The sequence below is a fragment of the Acidovorax soli genome (assembly GCF_014207955.1).
GTDB lineage: Bacteria > Pseudomonadota > Gammaproteobacteria > Burkholderiales > Burkholderiaceae_C > Acidovorax > Acidovorax soli_A.
Genome location: NZ_JACHLK010000008.1, coordinates 204,617 through 221,113, shown reverse-complemented (window position 1 = coordinate 221,113; position 16,497 = coordinate 204,617). Strand labels below are relative to the sequence as shown.

The following is a 16,497-nucleotide window of genomic DNA, read 5'->3' as shown; positions in this document are numbered from 1 at the left end:
GCGCACAGCCAAGGCCAGGGCAGCCGTGCAAGGGCCGCCCCGCCGCACTGGCTGCGTCCCCCTTCCCGAATCGCGCAGCGATTCGAGAGAAGGGGTGAAGGCGCGTCAGCGCCTCAGGGGGTTGTACCGAATCACCGCTGCGGCATGTCCTTGACTGAATAGCCAAGGCTGACCGTGGCGTCTTCCGGGATGGCCGGCATGGTGGCGTTCCACGCCTCCCATGCCGCGCGCATCGCCGCCAGGCGCTCCGGGTCCACCTTCGCCCGGTTGGCGCGCTCGCGCTCGTCGTCGGCCAGGTTGAAAAGGTAGTCGTTGCCGTCCACGCGCAGGTACTTCCATTCGCCCAGGCGCATGGCGCGCTGGCCGCGGTGGTTCATGCGCCAGAACAGGGGGCGCTCGCAGTCCCACGCGGCGTCGCGCAGCAGCGGCATCAGCGAGACGCCGTCGAGCGGGTAGTCCACATCGGCCTGCACACCCGCCGCGTCGAGCATGGTGGCGGACCAGTCCATGGTCATGCAGCTGTGCACGCTTTCGCCGCCCGGCGCGATCACGGCAGGCCAGTGGGCGATCCAGGGCACGCGGATGCCACCCTCGGTCAGATCCATCTTGCCGCCCACCAGGGGCCAGTTGTCCGAGAAGCGCTCGCCGCCGTTGTCGCTGGTGAAGACCACCAGGGTGTCGCGGTCCACCCCATGGCGGGCAAGCGCCTTCATGATGCGGCCGATGCCCTCGTCCATGTGGTGGATCATGCGGCGGTAGGTCTCGATGTTGCCGCCGTGCAGGTGGAACAGGTTCTGGCGCACCTCCTCGGCCAGTGCCGCGTCATCGCGCGTTTCCCAGGGCCAGTGCGGTGCGGTGTAGTGCAGGCTCAGGAAGAAGGGCGTGCCGGCCTGGGCACCGGGCGCCATGCGCTCCACGAAGTCGAGCGCATGCTCGGTGATCAGGTCGGTGAGGTAGCCGTCCTCCTGCTGCTCGGCCTCACCCAGGTACAGGTCGTGGTGGCCTGCGGAGCTGCAGTGCGTGAAGTAGTCCACCCCGCCCGACATGGGGCCGAAGAACTCCTCGTAGCCCGACTGCAGCGGCCCGAAGGCCGGCGGGTACCCGAGGTGCCACTTGCCCATGAGCGCTGTGCGGTAGCCGCCAGCACGCAGCAGCGAGGGCAGCGTGGGGTGCGAGGGCGGCAGGCCCAGCGTGCTGCTGCCCCGGCTCTTGCTGTTGATGGGCTCTTCGGCCGCGCCGCGCAGGCGGTACTGGTAGCGCGCCGTCATCAGCCCGAAGCGGGTGGGTGAGCACACGGGCGAGTTCGAATAGCCCTGGGTGAGTTTCAGGCCCTGCGCGGCCAGGCCGTCGAGCACGGGCGAGACGGGGCCGAAGGCGGCCTCGCGCCCGCCGTAGCAGCCCAGGTCGGCATAGCCCAGGTCGTCGGCGACGATGAAGATGATGTTGGGACGGGGATGGCTCATGGGCAGCACCTCAGGGCTTGAAGCCGGAGCGTTGCACCACGGGTGCCCACTGCGCGCGGTAGGCCTTGAGCATGGCCTCGGTCTGGGCCATGCTGCTGGCCACGGGCTCCATCTTGGCGGCCTCGAACTTGCGGCGCGTGTCGGGGTCCTTCATCACCTCGTGGATCAGGCCGGCCAGGCGCTCGGCCTGGGCCTTGGGCATGCTCATGGGCGCGAAGAAGGTGTTCCAGCCCGTGGCGGCCAGGTCCAGACCGCCTTCCTTGAAGGTCGGGATCTTGGCATCGAGCGGGCTGCGCTTGGCGCTGGACACGGCCAGGATGCGGATCTTGCCGGCCTCGTGCTGGGGCAGCAGGGTGTCGAAGGTGTCAAAGGCCACGGGCACCTGGCCGCCGATCAGGTCGTTGAGCAGCGGCGCCGAGCCGCGGTAGCCCACCACCTCGGCGCTGACCTTGGCGGCGTCGCCCACCATGAGGCCGAAAAAGTGCGGCAGGCTGCCCGTGGCGGGCACGCCGAAGTTGGCCTTGTCGGGGTTGGCGCGCAGCCAGGCGACCAGGTGGGGCAGTTCGCGCACGGGCACGGCGCTGGAGACGGCCACGCCGAACTCGTAGCTGTTGACATGGCTCACGGGGCGGAAGTCGCGCTCGGCGTCGTAGCCGGCATCGGGGAACACCAGGGGTGCGACCAGCATCACGGCCGGGTTGGCCAGCAGCAGTGCGGGCTGGTTGGCCGGCGCGCTCTTGACGGCCTGGGCCGACAGGCGGCCGCCCGCGCCGGTGCGGTTCTCCACGATCACGGGCGAGCCCAGTTTGGCCTGCAGCTTGTCGGCCACGATGCGGGCCACGCGGTCGCTGGAGCCGCCGGGCGCGTAGCCGACGATGATGCGCAGCGGTGCCTCCTGCGCCTGGGCCAGCGTGGCCGAGAGCGCCAGCACGGCGGTGAACACGGAGGCGAGGGGTTTCCACATGGCGATGCTCCCGAACGAATAAGGATAGAAGAAATGCCGCACTGTAGAAGGGCCACAATCGATTGATCTAAACAACCATTGCCCGGAATTACCCTGATGCCCGACGAGGAGCCCACCGACGCCCTGCGGCTGGCCGACCCCGAAGCCGCCCGGCATTTGCTGATGTACCGGCTCAACCGCCTGCTGGCCGTGGCCGGCAGCCTGGTGGTGCGCCTGTGCGAGGGCGGCTACGGCATCACCCGGCGCGAATGGGGCCTCCTCATGTGGCTGGCCGAACGCCCGGGCATGCCGCCGGCCGAGCTGGCCGGGCGCCTGGGGCTGGACCGGGCGCGCACCTCGCGCGCCATCACCTCGCTCCTGGGCAAGAAGCTCATCACGCGCGAGGCCATGCCCGGGGACCGCCGCCAGGCGCAGCTGATGCTCACCCCGGCGGGGCAGGCCGTGCACGACGCACTGTTCCCGCAGATCAAGGCGCTCAACCAGGCCCTGCTCACCGGGCTCGATGCCCAGGCACTCGACACCCTGGACACCAGCCTCGCGCACATGCAGCAGCAGGCCGAGGCCCTGGTCGCCACGCGCACCGATGTGCCGCGCACCTACCGGCTGCGTGGGGGACGCCAGCCGGAGTAGCGGCGCACCCACACCATTGGCCGCCGTACAGGAAAAACGGACTTTGGTGCACCGGAACACGGCGGGTACCGCTATCCTGTGGCGGCGGGGCGGTGCGCGCCTCCTTTTTCTCCCCTAGACACGCCCCCCACGCCATCCATGTCTTCATCCACCTCGCTCTGGAGTCCGCTGCGCCAACCTGCATTCCGGGGCCTGTGGATCTGCGGAGGGGTGTTCTTCGTGGGCAGCGGCATGCAGACCATGGCGGCGGCCTGGCTGATGGTGGAGCTGTCGGGCTCCTCCTTCCTGGCCGCGCTGGTGCAGACGGCCGTGTTCATGCCCATGTTCCTGCTGGCGCTGCCGGCCGGGGTGCTGGCCGACACCACGGACCGGCGCCGGCTCATCTCCGGGGCGCTGCTGGCGCAGATTGCGGCCTGCAGCCTGCTGGCGCTGCTGGTGCTCTTTGGCAAGGGCGGGCCGGCATCGGTGCTGTTCCTGGTGTTCGTCTGCGGCTGCTGCACGGCGGTGCTCACACCGGCCTGGAACTCCTCGGTCATCGACCCGGTGCCGCGCGACGAGTGGCCCCAGGCCATCACGGCGGTGAGCATCGCCTACAACGCGGCGCGCGCCGTGGGCCCTACGCTGGCCGGCCTGGTGTTCGCGCAACTCGGGGCAGGCTGGGTGTTCGCCATCGCGGCCGCCACCACACTGGTGATGTGGGAGTCCATCCGCCGCTGGCCGCCGCGCCCGCATGCCCCTACCCGGCTGCCGGCCGAGCGCCTGTGGGGCGGCACCCTGAGCGGCCTGCGCTTTGCCTGGCATTCGCACATGATCCTGGCGCAGCTGGTGCGCGTGACGGCCTTCAGCGCCGCCGGCTCGGCCCTGTGGGCCCTGCTGCCCGTGATCGCCCAGCGCCAGCTGGGCGCCGGGGCCCAGGGCTTCGGCCTGCTCATGGGCTGCCTGGGCACGGGCGCCGTGGCCGTGGGCCTGGTCATCGGCAAGCTGCGTGCGCGCTTTGGGCTGGAAGCCATCGTCAATGTGGCCTGCGTGGTGTTCGCGGGCGCCATGCTGGTGGCCGCGTTCTCGCACACCGCCATCGTGGTCTACCTGGCCATGATGCTCGGCGGCGCGGCCTGGATGTCGGCCATGTCCACCTTCAACACCGCCACCCAGGCCAGCGCACCGCCTTGGGTGCGCTCGCGCGCCGTGGCCATGCACATGGTGACCGCCCTGGGCGCCTTCGCCATGGGCTCGGCCATCTGGGGCGCGGCGTCGGACATCGTGGGCCTGGCCCCCACCCTGGTCGCCGCAGCCGCCTGCATGGGGATAGGCCTGCTGCTGGCGCGCCCCATGCCGCTGCGCATGGGCGCCCTGCACGAGGTGACCCAGGCCACGCCCTGGGACGAACTGTTCATCGAGGCCGAGCCCCTGCCCGAGGCCGGCCCCGTGGCCGTGGAGGTGAGCTACCGCATTGCCGAGGGTTCGGACACCGCCTTCCTGGACACCATCAGCCGCATGAAGGCGCCGCGACGGCGCGACGGCGCCACCTTCTGGCGCGTGTACAAGGACCTGGGCGACCCCTCGCGCTATGTGGAGCGCTTCATCGTCGAGTCCTGGGCCGACTACCTGCACCAGCGCGCGCGGGCCACCATGGCCGACCAGGCGCTGGAGACCGAGGTGCGCGCCTTCCTCGCCCCTGGAGAGGTAGTTCGCATGTCCCACTACATCGCAGAAAGATAGCTCCCCCTGAGCCGCTTCGCGTCTTCCCCCTGAGGGGGACGCCTCCGGTGGACCGGCAAAGCCGGATCCACGGTGGCGCTTGCAGGGCCGCGCCCACTCCATGACGGACCTTGTTGCAGACCTCCGCGACACCTGCGCAGGCAGCACCCCAAACCATCGGCTTTGGCGATTCAGTCCAGTTGCCGGGCCCTGCGACAATCGGGGCATGAGCTTCGCCCCCCTTTCCAACGACACCTTCCTGCGCGCCTGCCGCCGCCAGGCCACCGACTACACGCCCCTGTGGCTGATGCGCCAGGCGGGCCGCTACCTGCCCGAGTACAAGGCCACGCGCGCCCAGGCCGGCAGCTTCATGGGCCTGGCGACCAATGTGGACTACGCCACGGAAGTGACGCTGCAGCCCCTGGAACGCTTTCCGCTGGACGCGGCCATTTTGTTCAGCGACATCCTCACGGTGCCCGACGCCATGGGCCTGGGCCTGTCGTTCGCCGAAGGCGAGGGCCCGCGCTTTGCCAAGGTGGTGCGCGATGAGGCCGCCGTGGCCGAGCTGGCCGTGCCCGACATGGACAAGCTGCGCTACGTGTTCGACGCCGTGACCAGCATCCGCCGCGCACTGAACGGTCGCGTGCCGTTGATCGGCTTCTCGGGCAGCCCCTGGACCCTGGCCTGCTACATGGTGGAAGGCAAGGGGAGTGACGACTACCGCCTGGTCAAGAGCCTGATGTATGCGCGCCCGGACCTGATGCACCGCATCCTGGCCACCAATGCCGATGCCGTGGCCGCCTACCTCAACGCCCAGATCGATGCCGGCGCGCAGGCGGTGATGGTGTTCGACAGCTGGGGCGGCGTGCTGGCCGATGGCGCCTTCCAGGAGTTCAGCCTGGCCTACACGGCGCGCGTGCTGGCCCAGCTCAAGCGCACCGGCGTGGACGGCAGCGACGTGCCGCGCATCGTCTTCACCAAGGGCGGGGCCCTGTGGCTGGAAGACATGAAACCCCTGGACTGCGAGGTTCTGGGCCTGGACTGGACGGCCAACCTGGGACGCGCCCGCGCCCTGGTGGGCGGCGCCGTGGGCGGTCCGGGCAAGGCGCTGCAGGGCAACATCGATCCCAATGTGCTGTTCGCACCGCCCGCGCAGATCGCCGGGCAGGTGCGCCAGGTGCTGGACAGCTTTGGCACGCCCCACACCGACCGCGCCACCACCGGCCCGACCCACATCTTCAACCTGGGCCATGGCATCAGCCAGTTCACGCCGCCCGAGCACGTGGCCGCACTGGTGGAAGCCGTGCACAGCCACTCACGCAACCAGCGCCGCGGGGCCTGACCAGCCCGCCCAGGCTCTGGAAATAGCCTGGGTTGTGCACACAAGCGGTGCATCGACAAAAAAATCAATCGGGCCGTCCATGGGACGGCCTTTTGTTTGTACGCACACGCAAGTGCTTGATCTGTATGGGGGTTCTGCCCCTGCCTGTTTGCCGGGCAATCCAGCGAAAGCACTGTCTTTCAAGGGCTGGCAGGCCGAACGCAGGGAATATCAACAAAGTTATCCACAGAATTTCTGAACTTTGTGAAAAACCCATGACAAATCAACCACTTGCGCCAACAACTGCAGAAATCAGTGGATATCGTCCTACGCCGCCGGTGCCAAATTGGCGGTCAATGTCCTCTTGACGGAGCCTGCCAACTGCACTTGTGCACACGGACTGCGGTGCGACACCGCAAAAGCCAGCGGCATGGGCCTAGCACAGGAAATCCCAGGAAAATTCATCAGATCATTGATTCATATGGATTTTTTCGCACTGCCACTTTGGCAGGCATTCCGTTGAAGCCCAGTATCCATGCGGCCTGCAGCGCACTGGAGACAGGATGTCAACAAAGTTATCCACAAAATTGTGGGATGACTTGGCAAACGACGCTGCGGTGAGCCTCCCTCCGCCCCAACAGCGCTGCATCGCGCAGGCCGCAAGCAGAGCCCACACCATCCCTGAGCCAGAGCATCCAGTCCATCGAGAAATGACTCGGTCGGTCTCCCCCCATGGTGTTCTTTGCCAAGTCCCGCCGCCTGCTCTTTTGCAGTGCAACCCGGCCAAAGCCAGCACCAGCAAGGGTTTGCGGGCAGCATGCAGGGGATACCAACAAACTTATCCACAGAATTGCGGGATTTCTTGGGCGTTCACCACCAATCGGGCATCTGCGGAGCGCGTCGCACACATCGGTGGCCCCCCCTGCCGTGCTGGCAGGACCCTCAATGCCCTCCTGGCGACCCCAGGCCACCCCACTTGTGCACATACCGAGCGATGCACCGGCGCCAGTGCAGCCTGCCCAGCCCTAGCACGAAAAAATGCCATAAAAATATTCAAATCATTGATTCATATGGATTTTTTTGGCACTGCTGCTTTTGCAGGCATTCCGTTGGCCCCCAGTCTCCATGCGGGTCTCCGCTGACTCGTTACAGGATGTCAACAAAGTTATCCACACAAACTGTGGGATAGAGAGGGAAACAGCCCGATCTGGCGCGCCGGACGGGATCACCAAGCCCGCCGACGCCAGGGTCGCCAGGAAGTGCCTTCACGCCTTCGCCCAGCGGCATACCCAAGGAGAAGGCCGTGCCTCCCCGGGTGCGACATAGTCTGGGTTGTGCACACCGGCAGCGCACCGATGAAAAAATTCAATGGCCCGAAGACCGCCAGGAAACCTCGTTCAACGAGCGCTCTAAGTATTTGATTTGTATAGAGATCCATGGACTGCCCTTTTGGCAGGCAACCTACCGAAAGCACGCATTGGCAAGGCCCGCCGGACTGCACACAGGGGATATCAACAAAGTTATCCACAGAATTTTTGAACTTCCTGAAAAAACCTCAACAAATCAAACACTTGCAAGAGAAACCTGAAAAATCAGTGAACATCTCCCACCTGCACCCAGGCCCAAGGGGGCAGGCAACGCCCTCTTGACGGGCCACGCCCATTGCACTTATGCACACCAAACGTGATGCGGCGCAGCAAAAACCGGGTGTCCTGGCCTAGCACAGAAAGTCCGCTGAAAAATCTTCAGATCATTGATTCATATGGATTTTTTGACCCTGCCGTTTTGACAGGCATTCTGTTGAGGCCCAGCATCCATGCGGCCTCGCGCGGGGTGAAGACAGGATGTCAACAAAGTTATCCACAGATTCGTGGGATGACTTGGAAAGCCGAATCCACTCAAGCACTTAGCTCCGAAACCGCCAGAGCACATGAAGAGCCAGGAACACCAGACGCATGCCCCCGTGCGGGCCGCAGGCCTGGTGGATTCGCGTAGGATTCCCGGTCGCCCGCCCCTCCCCTGCGGCGGCCCTGCGCCCCGGATCGCCCACCTCCCCCCACTTTGCAGACTGCTGCCGCCTCCATCGTCCAAGTCGCCCTGCACGCGCCCTCGCACAGTGGCGTGGGCGATCTGCTGAGCTACGCCAGTCCCGGGCCCTTGCCTCCAGGGACGTTGGTGCGGGTACCCTTTGGCGCCCGCGAGGTGCTGGGTGTGGTCTGGGATGCGGACGAAGCCACCGGGGAGCTGCCCGAGGGCGCGACCATGCGCCCCATCGCCGGGGTGCTGGCCGGCGTGGCACCGCTCGACGCGCCGTGGCGCCGGCTCGTGGGATTTGCCGCGCGCTACTACCAGCGTGCACTCGGCGAGGTGGCACTGGCCGCCCTGCCCCCCCAGCTGCGCGACCTGGACCCGGAACAGCTGGCCCGGCGCCTGCGCCGACCAGCCGCACCCGCCGGAGGCACCGGCCAGGACATGCCCGCCGTGGCGCTGACACCCGAGCAGGAAAGCGCGCGCGCGCAGATCGCCGCCGAAAAAGGCCCGTTCGTGCTGTTCGGCAGCACCGGCAGCGGCAAGACCGAGGTCTACCTGCGCTGCGTGCAGGAGGCGCTGGACGCCGACCCCGCGGCCCAGGCCCTGGTCATGGTGCCCGAGATCAACCTCACCCCCCAGCTCGAGGAACGCTTCGTGCGCCGCTTCGGCCCGCAGGCAGTGGTCTCGCTGCACAGCGGCATGACCAACCCCCAGCGCCTCAAGAGCTGGCTGGCCGCGCACAGCGGCACCGCGCGCATCGTGCTGGGCACGCGCATGGCGGTGTTCGCCAGCCTGCCGGGGCTGCGCCTGGTCGTCGTGGACGAGGAGCATGACCCCAGCTACAAGCAGCAGGAGGGCGCGCGCTACTCCGCGCGCGACCTGGCCATCTGGCGCGGGCGCGAGCAGGGCGCCAAGGTGCTGCTGGGCTCGGCCACGCCTTCGCTGGAAAGCTGGCACGCGAGCCGCCCACCCACCGCCGAGGACCCCGAAGGCGGCCGCTACCTGCGGCTGCACATGCCCAGCCGCATCGGTGCCGGGCAACTGCCGCGCGTGCGGCGTGTGGACATGAACCAGCAGCCCAGGCGCGCAGTGTTCACCGCGCCGCTGCTGGCGGCCATCACCGAACGGGTGCAGCGCGGCGAGCAGTGCATGGTGCTGCTCAACCGGCGTGGCTACGCCCCGGTGCTGCACTGCGCCGACTGCGGCTGGAAGAGCAACTGCCCGCACTGCAGCGCCCACCAGGTGTTCCACAAGACCGACCGCACCCTGCGCTGCCACCACTGCGGCTACACCGTGCGCGTGCCGCGCCACTGCCCCACCTGCGGCAGCCCCGACATCCAGTCCATGGGCCGGGGCACGGAGCAGCTGGAGGAGCAGCTCGCCGGCCTGCTGTCCGAAGTGCTGCGGCCCGATGGCGCACCCGCGCGCATCGCCCGCATCGACGCCGACACCACCAAGGCCAAGGGCGCGCTGGAGACCCAGTTGGCCCAGGTGCATGCGGGCGAGGTGGACGTGCTGGTAGGCACGCAGATGATCGCCAAGGGCCACGACTTTCGCCGCATTACCCTGGTGGCGGCCGTGCAGCCCGACGGGGCGCTGTTCTCCAGCGACTTCCGCTCGGCCGAGCGGCTGTTCGCCCTGCTGATGCAGGCCGGCGGGCGGGCCGGGCGCGATGCCGCCTACATGGCGGCCCAGGGCGGGGCCCCTTGCGAGATGTGGGTGCAGACTTACCACCCGCAGCATGCGGTGTTCGAGGCGCTGCGCCGGCACGACTACCCGGCGTTCGCCGCGCAGCAACTGGCCGAGCGCCAGGAGGCGGGCATGCCCCCCTTTGCCTACCAGGCCCTGGTGCGGGCCGACGCCCGCACCCAGGAGGTGGCCCAGGCCTTCCTGACCGCGGCCAGTGCCGCCGCGCGCGAGCAGGATCTGCCGGGCCTCGCCCATGTCACCCTGTACCCGCCCGTGCCACTGACCATTCAGCGGGTGGCCAATGTGGAACGCGCCCAGATGCTGCTGGAAAGCGGGAGCCGCGCGGCGCTGCAGCGCTTCCTGGCCGCCTGGCAACCCGTGCTGCACGCCGCACGGGGAGATCCCGCCCACAGGGGGCTGGTCCGCTGGCTGGTGGATGTCGATCCACTGGCCATTTGATCCCTGTTAACAGGAACTCGTGCTTGTTACGCACTCCGGCACAAGCCCACCCATGCAGGGGGTGCCCCGGGAAATGCGAACAAACTACAATGCCGGGTGGTGCCAGAACACCCCCGGCCTGTGGCTGCACGGGCCGTTCTGCGCCCATCCTGCAGGCCATGGGCCGCTGGCTACCCCCTTTTTTCCACCCCGTGCCCCAGCGCCGAACCGGCCACCCCCACCGTAACTATGAGCAGTCTCCCCATCGGCACCGATGACGCCGGCAACCAGGAAGCCGAGCTTCTGGCCCAGTTCGCGCGCAACCTCAAGGTGCCGCTGCTCAACACCATGGCACACGGCCTGCAGGACGTATCGCCCATCGAGGGGCTGTCGCCGGCCTTTTTGCGTACCAACTCGCTGCTGCCCTTTTCGGTGACGGACGAGGCGGTGCACATCGCCTCCAGCGTGCCGGTGCAATTGGCCGCGCTCGATGCCCTGAAGCAGTTCTTCACCGTGCCCACGCGCCTGCACCTGGCGCCGCGCATGTGGATCCATTCGGGGCTGGACCAGATCTACCGGCCCGAGAACGCCAGCCTGGCCGCCTTCGACGACGAGAACGCCTCGGGCTCGGAAAACCCCGACGACGACCTCGAAACCCTGAAGGCCCTGGCCGAAGACGCGCCCGTGGTGCGCCTGGTGCAATCGCTGCTGCTGCGCGCGGTGGAAAGCCGCGCCTCCGACCTGCACCTGGAGGTCAGCCAGCAGAAGTTCCGCGTACGCTACCGCATCGACGGGGTGCTCTTCGACGCCGAATCGCCACCGCGGCGCATGTACATGGCGTCCATCTCGCACCTGAAGCTGCGCGCCAAGATGAACATCGCCGAGCGCCGCCTGCCCCAGGACGGCCGCATGAAGATGGAAGTGGGCGGCCGCCAGATCGACATGCGCGTCTCCACCGTGCCCACGGTGTATGGCGAAAGCATGGTCATCCGCCTGCTCGACCAGGGCCCGGGCATGATGGGCATGGACTCGCTGGGCCTGAACGCCGAGGCGCTGGCCATGCTGGAGGCCGCCATCGTGCAGCCGCACGGCATGATCCTCGTGACCGGCCCCACCGGCAGCGGCAAGACCAGCACGCTGTACGCCTCGCTGGGCCAGGTCAACCTGCCGGGCAACAAGATCATCACCGTGGAAGACCCGGTCGAGTACCAGATCGACGGCATCAACCAGATCCAGGTCAAGTCGCAGATCGATCTGACCTTTGCGAGCGCTCTGCGCTCCATCGTGCGGCAGGACCCGGACATCATCATGGTCGGCGAAATCCGCGACCGCGAGACGGCCGAGATCTCCATCCAGTCGGCCCTCACGGGCCACCTGGTGTTCTCGACCCTGCACACCAACGACTCGTTCGGCGCCCCCCACCGGCTCATGGAAATGGGGGTGGAGAGCTACCTGATCGCCTCATCGGTGGTGCTCATCGTGGCGCAGCGCCTGGTGCGCGTGATCTGCCCGCACTGCAAGGAGAGCACCACACCCACCTCGGCCGACCTGCTGTTCCTGGCCGAAGAGGGCGTTGAGGCCCACCAGGTGACCGAGCTGTTCCACGGCAAGGGCTGCCACCATTGCGGCCAGTCGGGCTACATCGGCCGCACGGGCATCTACGAAATGCTGCCCATGACCACGGCGATCAAGGAAGCCATCATCCAGAAGATGCCGGCCGAAGGCGTGCGCCGCAAGGCCATCGAGCAGGGTGTGCGCACCATGCGCGCCGACGGCATCAGCAAGGTGCTGGCCGGCATCACCACGCTCGAAGAGCTGGCGCGGGTCACGCGCCAGGAGATGACGTGAGGCCGCGCCCAGGATCGGCAGGGACCACCAGCCAGGCAAATCCGGTCGAAACCGGCGGCCACCTGCCCCCCGCCGACTACGCACCGCCCCCGCCCCTGGCGGCCGAGCAGAAGCCGGCCTCCTCCGGCATCCAGTGGACCGCCTCGCTTGGCGGCGGCAGCAAGCGCGTGGGCATCAAGCATGTGCTGGCCATGACGGAGCAACTGCTCACTTTGCTCGACGCTGGCCTGCCGCTGGACCGGGCGCTGCACATCTGCCAGAGCAGCATCGAGCAGCCGTTCTTTCGCGGCGTGATGCAGGCCGTGGTGGTGGATGTGGAAAAGGGCAATTCGCTGGGCGATGCCTTCATGCGCCACCCCTCGGTGTTCCCGCGCCTGTACGTGAACATGGTGCGCGCCGGCGAGGAAGGCGGCGTGCTACCCGTGGTAATGCAGCGGCTGGTGGAGTTCTACACGCGCAGCATCGAGTTCCGCTCGTTCCTCATCACCTCGTCCATCTACCCGGTGCTGCTGTTCTTCTTCGGCGTGAGCGCGCTGCTCGGGCTCACGGTGTTCGTGCTGCCCAAGTTCGGCCAGATCTTCACCGACATGCACCAGGAGCTGCCCATGGCGGCGGCCATCCTGATCGGTGCCGGCGACTTCCTCAAGGCCTATGGCCTGTACATCCTGGGGGTGATCGCCGTGGCGATCACGGCCTTCGTGATGGCCCTGCGGGACGACAAATGGCGCGAGCGCTGGCAACTGCTGCTGCTGCGCATGCCCATCCTGGGTCCGCTGCTGCTCAAGATCCAGCTGGCCCATGTCTGCCGCACCTGGGGAACTCTATTGGCCAGCGGGGTTCCGATACTCACCGGCATGCGCATCGTGCGCGAGCTGACCGAGCATATCCCCTTGCGCAAGGCGCTGGACCGGCTGGTGCGCGCCGTGCAAGAGGGCAAGGGCGTGTCGGGCCCGGTGCGTGCCGACCCGTTCTTTCCCCGCCTGCTGGGCCAGCTGGCCGCAGTGGGGGAGGAGTCGGGCGCGCTCGATGCCATGCTCGTGAAGGTGGCCGACCAGTACGAGAAGGACATCCAGAAGGCCACGCGCAACCTGGTGGCCCTGTTCGAGCCCGTGATGATCCTGGTGATGGGCGGGCTGATCGGCACCATCGTGGTGTCCATGCTGACCGCGATCTTCTCGATCAACGACATGCCCCTGTAAATGAACAAGTGACGTAGTAAGTAGGTTTTTCATGCACATTCCCTTCAAGCACCCCTCCCGCAAGCCCGCGCTGCGCCGCGCTGGCGGCTTCACGCTGATCGAACTGCTGATCGTCATGGTCATCCTGGGCCTGCTGGCCTCGCTGGTCGGTCCGCGCCTGTTCGGCCAGCTCGACGCCTCCAAGGTCAAGGCCGCGCGCACCCAGATCGAGATGCTGGGCGCCGCCATGGACACCTACCGCCTGGACATGTCGCGCTACCCGAGCACCGAGCAGGGCATCGCCGCCCTGTCGGAGAAGCCGGCCGACGCCGCCGAGGCCGCCCGCTGGCGTGGCCCCTACCTCAAGAAGAAGGTGGACAAGGACCCCTGGGGCAACAGCTACGTCTACCGCGCACCGGGCGAGAAGAGCGACTACGAGCTCTCGTCCCTGGGTGCCGACGGCAAGGAAGGCGGCTCGGGCGACGACGCCGACATCCGCAGCTGGGAATAAGCCCGCCTCCTGGGGACACCGTGCGGTTGCACATGAAGAGAGCCGCCGGGTTCACGCTGCTCGAACTGCTGCTGGTGCTGGTGCTGGTGGGCATCGGCACGGGCCTGGCCATGGTGTCGGTGGACCAGTTGGCCGGCCGCGCCGAGGAGCGCCGCTGGCTCGACCGCACGCAGCAGGAGCTCAAGCGCCTGCGCAACCGCGCGGTGCTCGGCGGCCGGGTGGTCGAGGCCACGCTGTTCTTCGACTCGGGGCGCATCGCTTTGGCCGGCAGCAATGTGCTGGAGCTGCCGGACCGCTACCGCTTCGTCGCCGCGGCAACGCCCCGCGTGCGCACCGTGGCTGCCCGCAGCGCGGACGAGGAATCCCTGCCCCTGGTCTTCTACCCCGACGGCACCATGCAGGAAGCCAGCTTCCTGCTGCGCACGCCCACGGGTGTGCAGCAGCAATTCCGCCTGGCCCGCATCAGCGGGCGCATTGAAAGAACCGATGCCGCGCCGACCGAGCAGTAGGCCGTCGCCAGCCCAGCCCCGCGCCCTGCAGCACGGCTTCACGCTGCTGGAGGTGCTGGTGGCCATGGTGCTGATCGGCTTTGGCCTGGCGATCGCGTTCACCGCGATCTCGGGCACGGCACGCCTGGACGACAAGATCAACGGCCACACCGCCGCCATGGCACTGGCCCAGGCCAAGCTCGACGAAGCCCTGGCCAACCCTACCTTCGCCGTGGCCGACGATGCCGTGGACCAGGGGTATGCAGGCACCGACTTCGGCTACCGCATCCACCTGCGCCCCTTCGAGGCGCTGACGCGCGCGCAGCAGGAGCGCCTCCCCGCGTTCCGGCAAAAGATCGAAGAGGTCGAGGTCGAGGTCTTCTGGGGCCCCAAGGGCAACCAGCAGGTCTACCGCCTGAACAGCTACCGCCTGGCGCCGCCACCGCCCGGCGAGCGCACGGCAGGCGGCGCCGCAGCGCCGACCTCGTCGACCCCGCAGAACAATCCCCAGAACCCGGTGCGGCCCACGCCATGATGCGCCGGCACGCCCCCCTCCTCCCAGGCACCCAGGGCGGCTTCACGCTGCTGGAGCTGATGGTGGCGCTCGCCATCTCGGCCGTGGTGGCCGTGATCGGCGCCTCGGCCATGTCCACGGCGCTCGACTCCTACAGCCGCAACGGCGAGCGCGCCCGCTCGCGCGAAGAGGTGCGCGGGGCCGAACGCATCCTGCGCCATGAATGGACCACGCGCGGCATCACCGTCAAGGGCAGCGCCACCACGCTGGAGTTCGACACCCTGCACCCGGTGATGGGCACGCCCGGGACGGGCCCGGCCATCGCGCGTGTGGAATATGCCTGCGAAACCGCCGAGGGCAGCAGCACCATGGCACTGGTGCACCGCGTGAAGACGCTGCCGCCCGCCACCGCCGCCAACACCACCGCGCGGCCGCAGACCCCGACCCTGCTGGACACCCAGGTGCTAGCCTCGGGCCTGCGCATGTGCGCGTTCTCGTACCTGACGCGCCTGCCCAACCGCGAGGGCAAGCCCATCCCCACCTGGCTCGCCAAGTGGGAGCAGCCGCGCCAGCCGCCCGACCTGCTGCGCATGGGCCTGTCGGGCGTGCGCGATGACATGCCGGCCCTGGTGTACAAGGCCCGCAGCGAGGCGGGTGCCCCATGAGCCGCCGCACGCCATTGCCGCGCCGCCGCGTCCCGGGCGGGGCCGGCCCGGAGCGCGGCTACATCCTGCTGTTCGCGCTGGGCCTGATGGCCGTGGTGACCACGGTGGTGCTGGGCGTCTCGGTGTCGCTGCGCCTGGACGCGCAGCTACTGGCCCGCGAGAAGGACGCGCTGCAGGAAGGCTATGCGCTGCAGTCTGCCGCAGCCTACACCGCCTTGCAGCTGGGCATCGCCCAGGCGGTGGCGGGGGCCAACCCGCCCCTGCCCGAAGACGTGCGCCGCAACTGGCCGCTGTGGCGCCTGCCGGATCCCGGTGCCCCGCCCGCGGCGGCGCCCGGCACGGCCCCCTCGGCCCGGGGCGCGGCGGCAGCGGCGGCCGCGGGCACCACACCCACGGCCCGCTACGAGGCCACGCTGGGCCGCCAGGCCTTCACGGCCGAGCTGCAGGACGCCAGCGGCCTGCCCGATGCCAACGACCTGACCGCCCAGGAATGGGAGCGCCTGTATGCCTTGCTGGGCACGGCCCCGGAGCGCGCACGCGAACTGGCGCTGCTGACCATGGAGTTCAAGAACCGGGTGATGGACGCGCGCGGAACGGCCGGATTTTCAAGCATGCGAGAATTGCTGGATTGGAACGAGATACCCCGCACCCTGGTGCGCGGTGGCACGACCCAGGTACCCGTGGGTTTGCAGGACCTGCTGGTGGTGGGTACCAAGAACCGCAAGGTGCGGCTGGACACCACGCCCCCCGTGCTGCTGCGGACCCTGGGCAATCTCACGGACGAGCACCTGCAGCGGCTGACCGCCATGCGCCGCTCGGGCACGCCCATCACGACAGCACTGGCCCAGCAATGGACCGCTGGCACGGGCCTGATTGCCGCCGACATGGCGGGCCCGCCCACGGCCGTCACCGCGCGCTTGCGCCTGGGAGGGGCCCGGCCCACCGGTGCAGCATTGGTGGCCACCCTGGCCCAGCAGGGCGGAAAGTTCAGCGTGGTGGACTCCGTTGTCGATGTGAGCGCCCGCTGACCGCGTACAGCCCTGTGACCGAACACCCGAA

At 68.2% G+C, this 16,497-nt stretch carries 14 protein-coding genes; 12 read left to right on the top strand and 2 right to left on the bottom strand.

Features of this window, described 5'->3' with window-relative positions:
* Positions 1–131 precede the first annotated feature (131 nt).
* Positions 132–1,463 carry a sulfatase gene (locus tag HNP48_RS20375; protein WP_184860430.1) on the bottom strand — a complete coding sequence of 444 codons (1,332 nt, stop codon included), beginning with the start codon at positions 1,461–1,463 and terminating at the stop codon, positions 132–134.
* 10 nt (positions 1,464–1,473) lie between these two features.
* A complete protein-coding gene (locus tag HNP48_RS20370) occupies positions 1,474–2,427 on the bottom strand; it encodes a tripartite tricarboxylate transporter substrate-binding protein (RefSeq protein ID WP_184860428.1) in 954 nt (317 codons plus the stop codon).
* A 96-nt stretch (positions 2,428–2,523) separates the two neighbouring features.
* On the opposite strand from HNP48_RS20370, the gene HNP48_RS20365 reads away from it, so the two are divergent.
* The 12 genes from HNP48_RS20365 to HNP48_RS20310 all read left to right on the top strand — a co-directional run bounded on the left by HNP48_RS20365 (position 2,524) and on the right by HNP48_RS20310 (position 16,466).
* Positions 2,524–3,057 (top strand): MarR family winged helix-turn-helix transcriptional regulator, encoded by a 534-nt coding sequence (locus HNP48_RS20365; protein ID WP_260420304.1) that lies wholly within the window; start codon positions 2,524–2,526, stop codon positions 3,055–3,057.
* 138 nt (positions 3,058–3,195) lie between these two features.
* Positions 3,196–4,776, top strand: a complete 1,581-nt coding sequence (locus HNP48_RS20360) for an MFS transporter (protein ID WP_184860424.1) — start codon at positions 3,196–3,198, stop codon at positions 4,774–4,776.
* A 205-nt stretch (positions 4,777–4,981) separates the two neighbouring features.
* A complete protein-coding gene (gene hemE / locus HNP48_RS20355) occupies positions 4,982–6,097 on the top strand; it encodes a uroporphyrinogen decarboxylase (protein WP_184860422.1) in 1,116 nt (371 codons plus the stop codon).
* A gap of 1,282 nt (positions 6,098–7,379) precedes the next feature.
* Positions 7,380–7,664 carry a hypothetical protein gene (locus tag HNP48_RS20350; protein ID WP_184860420.1) on the top strand — a complete coding sequence of 95 codons (285 nt, stop codon included), beginning with the start codon at positions 7,380–7,382 and terminating at the stop codon, positions 7,662–7,664.
* A 473-nt stretch (positions 7,665–8,137) separates the two neighbouring features.
* Positions 8,138–10,255, top strand: coding sequence for a primosomal protein N' (priA, locus tag HNP48_RS20345; protein WP_184860418.1), 2,118 nt, complete (start codon positions 8,138–8,140; stop codon positions 10,253–10,255).
* Between the two features lie 228 nt (positions 10,256–10,483).
* Positions 10,484–12,082: a GspE/PulE family protein gene (locus tag HNP48_RS20340; RefSeq protein WP_184860416.1), complete on the top strand. Its 1,599-nt coding sequence runs from the start codon at positions 10,484–10,486 to the stop codon at positions 12,080–12,082.
* Positions 12,079–13,281 (top strand): type II secretion system F family protein, encoded by a 1,203-nt coding sequence (locus tag HNP48_RS20335; RefSeq protein ID WP_184860408.1) that lies wholly within the window; start codon positions 12,079–12,081, stop codon positions 13,279–13,281. The genes HNP48_RS20340 and HNP48_RS20335 overlap by 4 nt, the downstream gene beginning before the upstream one ends.
* A 31-nt stretch (positions 13,282–13,312) precedes the next feature.
* Positions 13,313–13,771 carry a type II secretion system major pseudopilin GspG gene (gene gspG, locus HNP48_RS20330; RefSeq protein ID WP_184860406.1) on the top strand — a complete coding sequence of 153 codons (459 nt, stop codon included), beginning with the start codon at positions 13,313–13,315 and terminating at the stop codon, positions 13,769–13,771.
* 32 nt (positions 13,772–13,803) lie between these two features.
* Positions 13,804–14,280, top strand: coding sequence for a prepilin-type N-terminal cleavage/methylation domain-containing protein (locus HNP48_RS20325; protein ID WP_184860404.1), 477 nt, complete (start codon positions 13,804–13,806; stop codon positions 14,278–14,280).
* Positions 14,258–14,794, top strand: coding sequence for a prepilin-type N-terminal cleavage/methylation domain-containing protein (locus HNP48_RS20320; protein WP_184860402.1), 537 nt, complete (start codon positions 14,258–14,260; stop codon positions 14,792–14,794). The genes HNP48_RS20325 and HNP48_RS20320 overlap by 23 nt, the downstream gene beginning before the upstream one ends.
* On the top strand, positions 14,791–15,438 hold the full coding sequence (locus HNP48_RS20315) for a type II secretion system protein J (RefSeq protein ID WP_184860400.1): 648 nt from the start codon (positions 14,791–14,793) through the stop codon (positions 15,436–15,438). Before HNP48_RS20320 ends, HNP48_RS20315 begins: the two co-directional genes overlap by 4 nt.
* Positions 15,435–16,466 (top strand): hypothetical protein, encoded by a 1,032-nt coding sequence (locus HNP48_RS20310; protein ID WP_184860398.1) that lies wholly within the window; start codon positions 15,435–15,437, stop codon positions 16,464–16,466. Before HNP48_RS20315 ends, HNP48_RS20310 begins: the two co-directional genes overlap by 4 nt.
* The last annotated feature ends 31 nt before the right edge of the window (positions 16,467–16,497 follow it).